The sequence below is a fragment of the Aureibaculum luteum genome (genome assembly GCF_003449015.1).
In the GTDB taxonomy this organism is placed as follows: domain Bacteria; phylum Bacteroidota; class Bacteroidia; order Flavobacteriales; family Flavobacteriaceae; genus Aureibaculum; species Aureibaculum luteum.
In genome coordinates this window covers 296,624-310,702 of record NZ_QRGD01000005.1, presented here as the reverse complement: position 1 = coordinate 310,702, position 14,079 = coordinate 296,624, and the positions used below count along the sequence as shown (strand labels likewise).

The following is a 14,079-nucleotide window of genomic DNA, read 5'->3' as shown; positions in this document are numbered from 1 at the left end:
TTAAGACATAGTTAATAACTAATTGGGAGTAAACTACATATCGTAAATATTATTCATTAGTTTTACTACATGTTGAATACATGAGCAGTCAACGCTTACGGTGTTGATATTCAATATTATAATCTTTAAATTTGATGTTATAAAATGTCAGTTTATTGAAATTTTGCACTTGTGTTTTTGACATTTTAAACCTAAAAATAGAAACATATAAAACAACATTACGATCTAAGTGCAGTACTTACCTAACATACTTTTTGCCATTTTATTAATAATTGGTATTGGTTTTTTTGCTAAAAACGTAAAAAAATTAGTGCGTAATATTAAATTAGGCAAAGCTGTTGATAGAACAGATAATGCTAGTTTACGCTTAAAGAATATGATGAATATTGCTTTAGGGCAATCTAAAATGGTAAGACGCCCTATTGCAGGAATTCTTCACATCATTGTTTATGTCGGTTTTATCATTATTAATATTGAAGTTTTAGAAATTATTATTGATGGACTTTTTGGTACTCACAGGGTTTTATCATTTTTAGGTGGCTTTTACGGATTGTTAATTGGAATTTTTGAAATTCTAGCTCTTTTGGTTTTAATTTCAGTAATTATTTTTTGGATTCGTAGAATGGTTATTCGTATTCCTAGATTTTGGAATAAGGAAATGAAAGGCTTTCCTAAAAATGATGCCTTATACATTTTGTATTTTGAAATGATTTTGATGACATTGTTTTTAACAATGAATGCTGCTGATACTGGTTTTCAACAAGCTAATTCTGGCAATGTTATCAGTCAGTTTATAGCACCCTTATTTAGTGGTTTTAACCCTGAAACATTACATGTTATTGAGAGAACAAGTTGGTGGCTGCATATCGCCGGAATTTTAGTTTTCTTGAATTATTTATACTATTCAAAGCATTTACATATTTTATTGGCTTTTCCTAATACCTATTATGCTAATTTGAATCCTTTAGGAGAATTTAATAACTTACAATCGGTAACTGATGAAGTTAAGATGATGTTAGACCCGAATGTAGATCCTTTTGCCGCACCAGATGAAAGTGAGGTTAATGATGATAGTATGCCAGAAAAATTTGGAGCTGAAGATGTTTTTGATTTAAATTGGGTCCAGTTACTAAATGCTTACACTTGTACAGAATGTGGTAGATGTACTTCTGTATGCCCTGCTAATATTACAGGTAAGGAATTATCGCCTAGAGCGATTATGATGAAGACTAGAGATAGGTTAGAAGAAGTGGGAAAAAACATTGACACTAATGGAAAATTTAAGTTAGATGATAAAAGTCTATTTACAACAATTTCTGATGAAGAAATTTGGGCGTGTACCTCGTGTAATGCATGTGTAGAAGAATGTCCTGTAAATATTGACCCTTTATCAATCATTATTGATATGCGAAGATTTAAGGTAATGGAAAAATCAGCTGCTCCTCAAGAATTGAATGTAATGATGACTAACATAGAGAATAATGCTGCCCCGTGGCAGTATAATCAATTAGATAGATTAAATTGGAAAGATGAAAATTAGCGAATAGCAAATTCATTTTACAAAAAAAACGGATCATTAAAGAATAAATTTTACTGATTTGTTATATAAAAAAGTAACCATTCAAGTCTTGGATGACGGGAAAAATTAAAAATAAACTCTTAATTATTAAGTAAATATTTTGCTTAAAACTTAAGATTTAGTAACTCTAAATAGTATATTATGAATGTACCTACCATGGCTGAACTGACAGCCCAAGGCATACAACCCGAAGTTTTATTTTGGGTGGGATGTGCAGGTAGTTTTGATGATAGAGCAAAAAAAATCACCAAAGCTTTTGTTAAAATTTTAAATAAGGCCGAGGTAAATTTTGCTGTATTGGGTACAGAAGAAGGTTGTACTGGAGATCCTGCAAAACGAGCAGGAAACGAATTTCTTTTCCAAATGCAAGCCATGACCAATATTGAGGTTATGAATGCCTATGAAATAAAAAAGGTTGTTACCGCTTGTCCCCATTGTTTTAATACCATAAAAAATGAGTATCCACAGTTAGGTGGTAAATATGAGGTGATGCATCATACTCAGTTTTTAAAATCTTTATTAGATGAAGGTAAAATTTCAATTGAAGGAGGTTCTTATAAAGGAAAGCGAATCACTTTTCATGACCCTTGTTATTTAGGTAGAGCCAATTGTGTTTATGAAGCACCAAGAGAACTAATTCGAAAGTTAGAAGTTGAATTGGTTGAGATGAAACGTTGTAAAAGTAATGGTTTATGTTGTGGAGCTGGTGGAGCCCAAATGTTTAAAGAACCTGAAAAAGGAACTAAAGATATTAATGTAGAACGTACGGAAGAAGCCTTAGAAATAAAACCTGATATTATTGCTACAGGTTGTCCGTTTTGTAATACAATGATGACAGACGGGATCAAGAGCAAAGAGAAAGAAAATGATATAGAAGTATTAGATATTGTAGAACTTATTGCAAATGCACAAGATCTATAATCTAAACCTAAACTAATTATGCCATATATTAAAGATAAAAACTTAGTGAATATTTATGAGGAGGTTGATAAAGCGAACCAAACCATAAATAAGTTAAATAACCTTCTCAAAGAAGAAGAGGAGAATAATTCAATACTAAGAAAACACAGAGTTATTTTAGGCTTATTTGGCTTATTAGCTTTAATACTTTTTTTATGGTCTTTTTTACCCAAAACGAATGAATTCGATAATAAATATTTAATAAAAAATAATCTATCGCTTATTGATAATGATACACTGCATACTTTAAAAGAAGCAAAAAAAGCTGTAATCCAGGTTAAAGAAAATGCCCAAGGTATAGTGGGTGAAACCATAGTTTATAGTATACAAATTGGTGCTTTTGCTAATTTTAAAGCAAAGCTATTTTCAGATGATTTAGCACATATGAAAGAATTTGTTGATGGAGATTTAAACAAGTACGCTATAGGGAATTTTGTGAGTTATTCTGAAGCAATAGTCTTGAAAGAGGATTTAAAAAGATTAGGTTTTACGGATTGTTTTATTATCGCACAATCTTATGGAGACCCGGTAAATATCCGAGAGGCCTTAGAGTTAAGTGAGGAAACACAATATTTAAAATAGTAATTAGTCCTTAACAAAATTGTTAATTTTTATATTCTTTAAGTTTGTAGTCATAAGCTTAAGTCTGAAATTCTTTTGAACCTTAAATTTCTATATTTTAATCATTAATCTTTTGAATCCAAAATCTACAGCTTTTTTAAAAGCCGCTCGTTTACGAACATTACCTTTATCACTTTCTGGAATAATTGTAGGAAGTTTTTTGGGGTATGCTCAGGGATATTTCGATTGGAAAATATGTCTCTTGGCATTAGTAACAACAATTGGTTTTCAAGTATTATCAAATTTCGCAAATGATTATGGTGATGGAGTAAAAGGGACTGATAATTCAGATAGAAAAGGCCCGCAAAGAGCATTACAAAGTGGTGTTATTACTCCGAAAGAAATGTTAAATGCCATTAAAATTACTGGAGTTATTACTTTTTTTATTGCTGTGGTTTTGTTGTATTTCGCTTTCGGTAAAGAACATTTCTACTATTTTCTGTTATTTCTTCTTTTGGGTTTGGCAAGTATCGCAGCAGCTATAAAATATACTATGGGTAAAAAGGCTTATGGATACAGTGGATTCGGAGATGTTTTTGTCTTTTTATTTTTTGGTTTATTAAGCGTCGTAGGGAGTTGTTTTTTATATACGAAACAGATTCAATGGTTCGTTTTTCTTCCAGCAATTTCTATTGGTTTATTAAGTGTTGGGGTGTTAAATTTGAATAACCTTCGTGATCGCATATCTGACACAAAGGCAAATAAAAAAACGTTAGTTGTTAAAATGGGAGAAAAATTAGCTAAGTATTACCATTATAGTTTGTTAATTGTAGCATTTCTAACGGCATTATTTTACGTAGTTATTCATTATAAATCACCTGTACAATTTATATTTTTAATTGCATTTATACCTATTTCCAATCATTTACTTACCGTATATCATAATAAAGATGCCACTAAACTAGACCCTGAGTTAAAGAAATTAGCCTTAAGTACTTTTTTATTCGCCATTCTTTTTGGATTGTCTCAAACTTTATGATAAAAGTCATTCTTTACGCATATCAAAAATATTATTTTTGTATCATTAAAGGAAGTAAGTGAAATTAATATATACATATCTTTTTATCTTTTTATACGTTGGAGCATTGATTAGACCCATTGTTCCGGTAATTGACTATAATTTGAATTATGATTATATAGCCAAGGTATTGTGTATTAATAAAGACGAACCAGAGCTTAAATGTAATGGTAAATGTCATCTTGCCAAAGAAATAAAGAAAACACTTCCTAGTGATAATCAGGACAAACCATCAGGATTACCAGTAATTGATTTTGATAAATTTCCTATAACTTCTCATGAAAATGATCATTCTAAGCTAAATGCATTTGTATTTTTAACACGAAATAATTTGTTTTCAAATAAAATTGGAAAAATTAAGAAATACATTGAAATTCAATTTCAACCTCCAGAGTTTTTAGTTTAAATAGTTACAATTATCCATTTCCGTTTACAAACAATTTTTTACAGTATTCTCAATCTTTTTTTTAAAGATATTGTCTGTATTAGAATGGTGTATTGCTGTATGATTTTTTTTTAATTATAAAATCTCATATGTAATAATCAGAGTAATTGATTAATAAAAGCTAAAACATAAATTAATGAAAATATATTTTATAATGATACTATTTTTAGTATCATCAACTAATGCATTATGGTGTCAACAATCCATAATAAAAGGAAAAGTAGTAGAAGCAATAACCAATAAACCCATTGAAAATGCCTCTATTCAAATTAAAAAACCAAATGAAATAGTAAATTCTGATATTGATGGAAATTTCACCATAAGTGCTAAAATTGGTGATGTACTCATAATTCGGCATTTGAGTTTTGAATCAAAAGAGATAATTATTGAAACTAGCAAGTTGTTTATATATCTAGATGTAAAACATATAAATTTAGAGAATATAATAGTAGAGGCCGATGTTCTAAAAGATTTATCGCAATCTAAAGTTGTTGTAGATCATGTTAAAAGTACTACACAACCCAGAAATGTTAGTGACTTATTTAGAGACATACCAGGCTTTGGTATTCAAAAAAGGGGAGCATATGCTTCAGAACCATTTTTTAGAGCATTTAAGTATGAACAATTGAATGTTCAGCTGGATGGTGGTATGAAAATTTTAAATGCTTGCCCAAATAGAATGGACCCAATTACTACGCATATTATTTCCGATGAAATTGAAAGAATAGAAGTCGTAAAAGGTCCTTATACAATGCGATTTGGTCCTAACTTTGGGGGTATTGTAAACTTAGTTTCTAGAAATCCAAATACCTTAGCAAATGGTATTCATGGTGATGTTGAAGCTGGTTATGAAACTAATGGAGATAACCTATCTACAAGAGGAAGTATCAGCTATAAAACAGATCAATTCGATATTTCCTTAAATGGTGAGTATCGTGATTATGGCGATTACGAAGACGGTGATGGTACAGTTGTTCCATCATCATTTAAATCAACAGATTATTCCGTGAAATTAGGTTATAATCCAACAGAAAAGCAACGTATTCAATTAAGTTGGAGGCAGTCATTTGGTAGAGATATAAAACATGCCGGATTACCTATGGATTCTCCTTATGATGATAGCTTTTTAGCAGGACTAGATTATAAAGTTACAGATATATCAGACCTAATTAGTTCATTTTCAGTTAAAGGGTTTTATTCTGATGTAGATCATTTAATGACCAATGAAAATAGGCCTAGTTTTAAAATGACAGAGGCAGCTTCAAACGTGTTTTCAACAACTTATGGGGGGAAAACAGAATTGGTATTAACACCAAATGATAATCTTTTTATTTATACAGGTGTAGATGCTAACCTTATAGGAAGAGAGGGAGACAGGGAAAGAACAGTTAAGATAATGAACGGAAATACTTTAGCAACTCCTAAAATTTTTACGGATAAAATATGGCAAGATTCTAAATTGAATGATTTTGGCGTTTTTGTTGAAGGTAAGTATAGACTAACGAATCTTTTTACCTTAACAGCAGGATTGCGTTCCGATTTTGTAAATGCATCTATAAATGATGCGGAATTAGACTTTTTACAATTATATGGAGGTGAAATTGGTGATTCTAACGAAACGAATATAAGTGGTACCGTTTCACTGAAATATAAATCAGAAGATGCTCAAGTGCAAATTGCTTTAGGACGAGGGGTAAGAACAGCTTCGATGATAGAACGCTATATTAACCATTTTAGCGTAGGAGTAGATCCCTATGAATATGTAGGAAATCCAAATTTAGATCCTGAAATTAATAATCAAATTGAAATTTCCTTTAACAAGAGATTTGATAAAATTGAAGTTGGAGCTAGTGTTTTCTATTCCCTAATTACAGATTATATTGTACCTGTAGTAGACGAAAATATTTCGCGTAAATTCATGCCTAGTGCTCAACCTACATTTGCAAAACGGTTTATAAATATAGATGAGGCTACCCAATCTGGATTTGAGTTTTATTTCAACTATGAGATTAATAAAGACTTTAAATTCACAACAGATATTTCTTATACATATGCACAAAATGAGGAATATGAAGAACCATTGCCTCAAATTACTCCACTAACTGCACATGCTGGTTTACAGTACGAAAAGGAAAAATTTTGGACTCGTTTAAATTCTAGATTTGTTGCAGCTCAAATTAGAACATCAGAAAGTTTTATGGAAACAGCTTCTAACGACTTTGCTACATTCGATTTTAGTATTGGTTTTGTACCGATTGAAAATTTAACCGTAGGAGCATCTGTTTTAAATATATTTGATACAACGTATTATGAACATCTGAATTTTTCATATCAAAATTCTGATTTGCTTTCAGGAAGAATATTTGAACCTGGTAGGAATTTTACTGTAAAAGTGAACTATAAATTTTAACTTTTTTTATAATGTCAAACTGTGATTAGAAGTAATTTTAATTACAGTTTTTTTGTAAATTGCATTATCTCATATATATACATAATGAAAATCACGTATCTCGGACATGCTACTTTAAGCATTGAAACACAAGGAAAAACAATTATTGTTGACCCATTTATTACAGGTAATGAATTGGCTAAAAACATCGATATTAATGCATTAAAAGCGGACTATATTTTACTAACCCATGCCCATGGCGATCATATTTTAGATGTAGAAGCCATCGCAAAAAATACTGGTGCGAATATTATTTCAAATTTTGAAATTGTAAATCACTTTGAAGCTAAAGGTATTAAAGGGCACCCTATGAATCATGGAGGTACTTGGCAATTCGATTTTGGAAAACTACATATGGTTAATGCCATTCATACAAGTTCTTTTCCCGATGGTAGTTATGGTGGTAATCCGGCGGGCTTTGTCCTAGAAACAGCAAATCATAAAGTTTATATAGCTGGAGATACTGCGTTAACATATGACATGAAATTGATCCCTATGGTCATCGGAAAACTAGATTTAGCTATTTTACCCGTTGGTGATAATTTTACAATGGGCACAGAAAGTGCCATTGTTGCTTCCGATTTTGTGGAATGTGATAAAATTTTAGGTTGTCACTTCGATACTTTTGGTTATATAAAAATTGACCATAAAATAGCTGTGAAAAAATTCGCTGATAAGGATAAAGAGTTGATTTTACTAGAAATAGGTGGTGTTATAGAATTGTAAATGCTTTATGCTAATTGTTTTGGGATTTAACTATTTTAAGAAATGCAATGCAGTCTCAAATCGGATGGTTTATATCTCAAGTCTTATGAAAAATTAGTACCCTCGCCAAGAATCGAACTTGGATCTAAAGTTTAGGAAACTTCTATTCTATCCATTGAACTACGAGGGCAATTGCCTTACAAAAATAGTATATATTTGTTGTTTTTAATACAGAAAATGAAGGCAAATTATAAAAAATACATTCTCAATTTTAAGCAGGCCAGCGGTACTTCTCGCGGGATATTGCATACCAAAGAAACTTATTTTTTATTCATAAATAAAGAGGGTCAGAATGGCATAGGGGAGTGTGGTCTTTTTAAGGGGTTAAGTGCAGATGACAGACCAGATTATGAAGAAAAACTGCAATGGCTTTGTAATAATATAAATTTAGAAAAGGACATACTAATAAAAGAATTATCTGAGTTTCCTTCCATTCAATTTGGATTAGAACAAGCATTAAGCTCGATTCAAAATAAGAATAAATTTATGTTGTTCCCCTCCGAATTTACAAAAGGTAACGCTTCAATAGCTATAAATGGCTTAATTTGGATGGGTACTGCTCATTTTATGAAGCAACAAATTTTAGAAAAATTAGCGGCAGGATTCACTACGCTAAAATTAAAAATTGGGGCTATTGATTTTGATGCCGAAATAGAACTTTTAAAATCTATTAGAAAAGAGTTTAAGGCATCTGATATCGAGTTAAGAGTAGATGCAAATGGAGCTTTTACACCTCAAAATGCATTAGAAAAGTTACATAGATTATCAGAATTTGATTTACATTCCATTGAACAGCCTATTAAAGCAGGGCAGTGGCAAGAAATGGCTTCTTTGTGTGATAAAACACTTCTACCCATTGCATTAGATGAAGAATTGATAGGAGTATTCAATTCAGTAGAAAAGCAAAATTTATTGGAAACTATTAAGCCTCAATATATTATTTTAAAACCCAGCTTAATTGGAGGTTTTCAAGGGAGTAAAGATTGGATTGAAATATCAAATCAATACAATGTGTTGTGGTGGATTACTTCGGCACTTGAAAGTAATATTGGACTAAATTCCATTGCTCAGTTTACATATAGCTTAAATACAACAATGCCGCAAGGGTTGGGTACAGGAGGATTATTTACCAACAATTTTGAATCACCTTTGCAAGTTAAAAATGGAAAGCTTCATTATAACCCTAATTTAAAATGGCAGTTTAGTTTTTAACTCTTATTTTTGAAAATCAAAATTGAAAGATGAATTTTATACAACAAGCATATAAAGGAAGAAATGATTGGTGGATGTATGTACTTACATTTGTTTCAATTTTTGTAGGTATTCAGTTTGCAAGTATTCCATTAATGGTTGCAGGATATTTTGCTGTAGATGGCGATATGGATTTGTTTAGAAAAGAAGCTGCGGATAATTTCATGAAAGCAGGTATTGACAACAATTTATTTTTAGGATTGATGATTTTTACCTTTATCGTGGCTCTCTTTATTTTATACTTTTTTGTAAGATTTGTGCATAAGCGTAGCTTCAAAAGCTTGATTACTTCTCGTTCTGAAATTGATTGGAAACGATTTTGGTTTGCATTTATACTTTGGGGAGGTATAGTTTTGGTAATGTCTTTAGTTGGTGTGTATTTATCTCCAGATGATTTTGTATGGAATTTTAAACCTATACCGTTTTTTACATTGGTATTGGTTTCCTTTTTATTATTACCATTTCAAACAAGTGCTGAAGAATTGGTATTTAGAGGCTATTTAATGCAAGGCTTAGGAGTGTTAGCTAAGAATAGGTGGTTTCCGTTAATAGTGACTTCTACTGCGTTCGGCCTTTTACACGGAATGAATCCGGAAGTTGAAAAATTAGGATTTGGGATTATGGTATTTTATATTGGAACAGGTTTCCTTTATGGAATTTCTACCTTAATGGATGAAGGAACTGAACTTGCATTAGGTTTACATGCTTCAAATAATATTATCGCGGCATTTTTAATAACAACCAATTGGTCCGTATTTCAGACAGATGCTCTATATATAGATACTTCGGAACCGTCTTTGGGTTTAAATACATATTTACCTGTATTTATTATATATCCCATTTTGTTATTCATTTTTTCAAAAAAATATGGCTGGACAAATTGGAAAGAAAAATTATTTGGTAAAGTTGAAGAACCAGTTTTAATCGATTAGTGATCTCCTTAAGGGGATTGAAGGGGCGTTTATCTAATGCACAACAATAACTACCATAAAAACTTTAAACTCAACGGAACATCTTTTGTTTCGAAGGAAGAATTGATGTCATTTTCAAAAAATATATCTTCAAGTATTACTACTTTTTTAGAAGATTGGTTTGATGAAAGTAAAACTGTAAACGTTCAAACTTCTGGTTCTACAGGAACTCCTAAAAGCATAAAGTTAAAGAAGGAATATATGGTCAATAGTGCCATAGCTACAGGTACTTTTTTTGATTTACGAGAAAATACAACGGCTTTATTATGTCTTTCTACAGATTATATTGCAGGAAAAATGATGTTGGTAAGAGCTTTGACGTTAGGATGGCATTTAGACGTGATAGAGGCAAGTTCTAGTCCGTTACAACAAATTGATAGAACTTATGATTTCTGTGCAATGGTGCCTTTACAAGTCCATCATTCGCTAGAGTATTTGGATAAAGTAAAAAAACTTATTATAGGCGGTGGTGCAGTAGATAATAATCTGTTTGAAAATTTACAATCGGTTTCAACAGAAATATTCGCTACCTATGGTATGACAGAGACCATTACACATATTGCTGTAAAAAGGCTAAATAATCCATCCCTACAAGGAGTAGCTTTGAAGTCCTCTAATTACGAAACTCTTGATAAGGTTACTATCTCAAAAAATTCAAGAGGATGTTTGGAAATTGAGGCACCTGAAATTTCTGATGAAATAATAACTACCAATGATTTGGTTGAAATTATTACTAAAAATGAATTTAAATGGTTAGGGCGTGCTGATAATGTTATTAATTCTGGAGGTATAAAGTTAATCCCTGAACAAATTGAGGAAAAATTAGCAAAAATAATTCATCAACGTTTTTTTGTAGCAGGTGTTCCAGATGATATACTAGGAGAGAAGCTGATATTGATTATTGAATGTGAGAAAAAAGAAAATAAAGTAATTGATCAAATTACCACTTTACGGTATTTAACAAAATTTGAAGTACCGAAAGAAGTATATTTTATTGATAATTTCATTTTTACTGAAACAAAAAAAATTAATAGAAAGGCTACTCTTAATTCAGTTGAAATCAAAAAATAAGCATTATCTCAATTCACTTTTATTATTTCTTGTAAGCTAATAGGAGAGCCATCTTCATTAAATCCTTCAAGTCTAATCTGATAATATCCCGTAATGTCAGATGCGTAGAAAGAAAGTTGATTATTTTTTTTAGGCAACGTTAGATAAGGTTCCCAAAATAAAATATTTCTATAATCTGGTATTCTATCGAAGTTTGATTTATTATCATAGACTTGTTTATAGTAGTGCTTTTTAACTAATGGTTTAAAAAGATTAATTTCTTTTACAGAATTACTTTGTGCCAAGGTTTTATAATTACCCTGTTTTGTTTCAATTGAAATAATACCTTGATATATTTTAGATCCATAAACATATTGCGATTGAATAACGTGTATTTTGTCTATATTATTCGGATTATACGCAAGTGCTTCCTCATGATTTTGTACTAAAATGCCATCTATAATAATCATAGGTAATAATTTGAAGTTTATCTGGTTTTCGGAAAAGATAACATGCATTGTACTTTTCTTATTATGTTGTCTAACAAAAACATTAGACATAATTTCTATTGCTGTTTCTTTTACTGAAGGAAATCGGGTGTAGTCATCTAACCGGTAGGTCTGTGTAATTTTTGATTTATAAAAAGGCTCTATATGAAAAATACTATCTTCATAATCTAATTTAATTGATGAATATGAATTTTCAATTTGATTTTGAACACTACGATTGATTATTATTTTTCTCATTGCTGGAGTAACTTTAAATTTTGAAAACTCTAGGTCTTTTAACACTAAAGGAGTGTGTTTGTCAACATATAAATTATATTCTTCGTTTTGCATATCCAATATTTGAAAGATGGCACTATTGTTTGGATAGTTATTATTTAAATAGGTGTAGAAAGAGCCATTATTATTTGTTGTTGCAATTTTAAGCTGAAAATTTTTTCCTGGTAATGAAATAGCTACGATACTATTAGAAACGGGCTCCTTATTAATATTTAGAACTTTACCACTAATAAGTTCACCTCTTAGTTCTGGTAAAAAGGTTATTTTATTCCGGTTTTTAGATTCAAATAATTTGGCATAATTTACGGAAGTAAACATGCGGGGTATAAAAATAGAATCAATTTTAGCAACAGAAATTGAATAGTTACCCAAATTATTTATTGGATCTGAATTGCTAATATTTAATTCGACCTTTTCTCTTAATCCATATTTCTTTTTTAAAACAGATAATGTTACATAATTATTAGTATTTCTAATTCCCGAAATGGTTTGCAATGGGTCAATTAGCGTATGGTTAGTGATTATATCTAGGGAATCATTTTTAACAAAAATATCAGGTCTATTTTTTTCAAATGGATTAATTATAAACATATCATTTTTAAAAATATTATTTGACCAATTACGCATCCAATGCGTATATGCTATTAATTTATAGTTACCAGATGCAATGTCAGCAGGTATAAAAAAATCTCCAGAACTAACGCCATTTTCTAATTTGATTTTGTGTTTGAAAATGGACTTTAAATCGTTGTCAATTAACTCTAAATATGCTATTTTACTCAGGGTACTTAATTTTTCGGTGTTGGTATTTATGCAATATAATTTATAATATATGTTTTCACCAGAGACTAAAAAACTGGTGTTAAAATGTACGAAAACATGTTCCAGAGGGATAATTGGCTGCTCAATTTCCTGAGCATTTATTTTGTTAAAACAAATACCCAAAGTAAATATAGTTATGTAAAAATATTTATTCATACCAAAAGTCTGGTTTAACATTTGTTCCTATTAACGTGCAATCTCCACAAGCAGACGGTACTAATTCGTAGGGAGCAGTAGCGTCTCCTGTTTCTAGATAAAAGTTTACTCCACCATTTTCTAATTCTGTCACCAAATCTGGTGGACTATTCTCTTCAGGTATAATTGATGGTTTGGTTGAGCCACACGTCGAAAAATAGGGTGGTAAATTTTCACCAACAAATAAATCTTTATAATTAAAATACATTCTTTTTTCAGATACTGAAGAGACATCAAAAATTCCAATAATTTTTCTATCACTATCATTTGATGAACGCATATTACCTTCAAAAAATCCTGGTTGATTTTGAGCAATACCATTCTGAGGTGTAGAGAACTTCTTTAGGGTTTTAAAATAGGTGTAGGTATCAATTGATTGTACATATTGCTTTACTAATATACTGTATCGGTGCGAAATAATTGGATTCTCATTATTTATAAACCTTATTTTGAATTTTCCTACTCTATCTTCGAGTAAATCAGTTGTTTCAGTTAAAGTTATTCCGGTTGAAAACTCGGTTTTATAACATATTCTTTTTTCTGTATTTTTTGGAAGAAAATCAAATTGATATGGTGGAGTACTAGACGTCATAATTAAGTCAAATTGTGACCATTTTGGGGCAATTATTTTATAGGTTTCTTCATATTCATATCTATAATAATTAGAACCGCCTGTAGGGTCGTAACTATCTATAAAGATAGAAACACCATTTTCGTTAAAATTATTTTTACCACGTTCTACATAAACACTATCTATTTGAGAAATAGCAGACAATGGTATTGCTTTAGATTCATACGTGTTGTTATCAGAAGTTGTAATGAACAATTGGTAGATTTTACCAGCTTCGGCAGCAAATGGTATATTAGAATTATATTCACCTGAAATAAAGGTTTCAACAAAATCAATTCGGCCTCCTTTATCATCGGTTATGTAAACAACAGCATTGGTTATTGCCTGGGGATTTACTTCTTCAAAAGTGAATGAACTTGATAGTTTAATTTGGTGTATCTTAAATTCATTGGTAATTAAAGCTTCAACCACAAGTGCATTTTCAAACCCTATAGTTTTTACATCAAATGTGTCTATACATGAATTAGTAATAAAACCTAAGGTTAATAGTAATATTAAGGTATGTTTTTTTAATTTTTTCATTTAATATAATCTCAT

General features: G+C 30.5%; 12 protein-coding genes and 1 tRNA gene. 10 read left to right on the top strand and 3 right to left on the bottom strand.

Going from position 1 to position 14,079, the window contains the following annotated elements; genetic code table 11:
• Positions 1-229 precede the first annotated feature (229 nt).
• The 7 genes from D3P13_RS13550 to D3P13_RS13520 all read left to right on the top strand — a co-directional run bounded on the left by D3P13_RS13550 (position 230) and on the right by D3P13_RS13520 (position 7,798).
• Entirely contained in the window at positions 230-1,540 is a 1,311-nt protein-coding gene (locus D3P13_RS13550; protein ID WP_117883318.1) for a (Fe-S)-binding protein, read from the top strand.
• Between the two features lie 180 nt (positions 1,541-1,720).
• Positions 1,721-2,500 (top strand): (Fe-S)-binding protein, encoded by a 780-nt coding sequence (locus D3P13_RS13545; RefSeq protein WP_117883316.1) that lies wholly within the window; start codon positions 1,721-1,723, stop codon positions 2,498-2,500.
• A gap of 18 nt (positions 2,501-2,518) precedes the next feature.
• A complete protein-coding gene (locus D3P13_RS13540; RefSeq protein ID WP_117883314.1) occupies positions 2,519-3,121 on the top strand; it encodes an SPOR domain-containing protein in 603 nt (200 codons plus the stop codon).
• A gap of 112 nt (positions 3,122-3,233) precedes the next feature.
• Positions 3,234-4,139 carry a 1,4-dihydroxy-2-naphthoate octaprenyltransferase gene (gene menA, locus D3P13_RS13535; protein WP_117883312.1) on the top strand — a complete coding sequence of 302 codons (906 nt, stop codon included), beginning with the start codon at positions 3,234-3,236 and terminating at the stop codon, positions 4,137-4,139.
• Positions 4,140-4,197: 58 nt separating this feature from the next.
• Positions 4,198-4,584 carry a hypothetical protein gene (locus D3P13_RS13530; RefSeq protein WP_117883310.1) on the top strand — a complete coding sequence of 129 codons (387 nt, stop codon included), beginning with the start codon at positions 4,198-4,200 and terminating at the stop codon, positions 4,582-4,584.
• 175 nt (positions 4,585-4,759) lie between these two features.
• Positions 4,760-7,033 carry a TonB-dependent receptor domain-containing protein gene (locus tag D3P13_RS13525; protein WP_117883308.1) on the top strand — a complete coding sequence of 758 codons (2,274 nt, stop codon included), beginning with the start codon at positions 4,760-4,762 and terminating at the stop codon, positions 7,031-7,033.
• A gap of 84 nt (positions 7,034-7,117) precedes the next feature.
• The gene (locus D3P13_RS13520; RefSeq protein WP_117883306.1) at positions 7,118-7,798 is read left to right on the top strand and encodes a metal-dependent hydrolase; all 681 of its coding nucleotides are present in this window, start codon (positions 7,118-7,120) and stop codon (positions 7,796-7,798) included.
• 97 nt (positions 7,799-7,895) lie between these two features.
• Here D3P13_RS13520 and D3P13_RS13515 read toward each other — a convergent pair.
• Positions 7,896-7,967: transfer RNA gene (locus tag D3P13_RS13515), tRNA-Arg, on the bottom strand.
• Positions 7,968-8,014: 47 nt separating this feature from the next.
• Between D3P13_RS13515 and D3P13_RS13510 the strand changes: the two genes are divergently transcribed.
• From D3P13_RS13510 to D3P13_RS13500, 3 genes are all read left to right on the top strand, one after another.
• A complete protein-coding gene (locus D3P13_RS13510) occupies positions 8,015-9,049 on the top strand; it encodes an o-succinylbenzoate synthase (RefSeq protein ID WP_117883304.1) in 1,035 nt (344 codons plus the stop codon).
• 29 nt (positions 9,050-9,078) lie between these two features.
• A complete protein-coding gene (locus tag D3P13_RS13505) occupies positions 9,079-10,020 on the top strand; it encodes a CPBP family intramembrane glutamic endopeptidase (RefSeq protein ID WP_117883302.1) in 942 nt (313 codons plus the stop codon).
• A 105-nt stretch (positions 10,021-10,125) separates the two neighbouring features.
• The gene (locus D3P13_RS13500; RefSeq protein WP_317124797.1) at positions 10,126-11,130 is read left to right on the top strand and encodes an AMP-binding protein; all 1,005 of its coding nucleotides are present in this window, start codon (positions 10,126-10,128) and stop codon (positions 11,128-11,130) included.
• An 8-nt stretch (positions 11,131-11,138) separates the two neighbouring features.
• Here the strand turns inward: D3P13_RS13500 and D3P13_RS13495 are convergent, their stop codons facing one another.
• Together D3P13_RS13495 and D3P13_RS13490 are read right to left on the bottom strand one after the other, a co-directional pair.
• On the bottom strand, positions 11,139-12,872 hold the full coding sequence (locus D3P13_RS13495) for a hypothetical protein (protein ID WP_157972920.1): 1,734 nt from the start codon (positions 12,870-12,872) through the stop codon (positions 11,139-11,141).
• Entirely contained in the window at positions 12,865-14,064 is a 1,200-nt protein-coding gene (locus tag D3P13_RS13490) for a DUF4249 domain-containing protein (protein ID WP_117883297.1), read from the bottom strand. Before D3P13_RS13490 ends, D3P13_RS13495 begins: the two co-directional genes overlap by 8 nt.
• Positions 14,065-14,079 lie beyond the last annotated feature (15 nt).

Excerpts from the sequence above, each read along its gene's own strand:
- D3P13_RS13545 (WP_117883316.1), top strand. The coding sequence starts at position 1,721 with ATGAATGTACCTACCATGGCTGAACTGACAGCCCAAGGCATACAACCC.
- D3P13_RS13540 (WP_117883314.1), top strand. The coding sequence starts at position 2,519 with ATGCCATATATTAAAGATAAAAACTTAGTGAATATTTATGAGGAGGTT.
- D3P13_RS13525 (WP_117883308.1), top strand. The coding sequence starts at position 4,760 with ATGAAAATATATTTTATAATGATACTATTTTTAGTATCATCAACTAAT.
- D3P13_RS13520 (WP_117883306.1), top strand. The coding sequence starts at position 7,118 with ATGAAAATCACGTATCTCGGACATGCTACTTTAAGCATTGAAACACAA.
- D3P13_RS13510 (WP_117883304.1), top strand. The coding sequence starts at position 8,015 with ATGAAGGCAAATTATAAAAAATACATTCTCAATTTTAAGCAGGCCAGC.
- D3P13_RS13505 (WP_117883302.1), top strand. The coding sequence starts at position 9,079 with ATGAATTTTATACAACAAGCATATAAAGGAAGAAATGATTGGTGGATG.
- D3P13_RS13500 (WP_317124797.1), top strand. The coding sequence starts at position 10,126 with ATGTCATTTTCAAAAAATATATCTTCAAGTATTACTACTTTTTTAGAA.
- D3P13_RS13495 (WP_157972920.1), bottom strand. The coding sequence starts at position 12,872 with ATGAATAAATATTTTTACATAACTATATTTACTTTGGGTATTTGTTTT.
- D3P13_RS13490 (WP_117883297.1), bottom strand. The coding sequence starts at position 14,064 with ATGAAAAAATTAAAAAAACATACCTTAATATTACTATTAACCTTAGGT.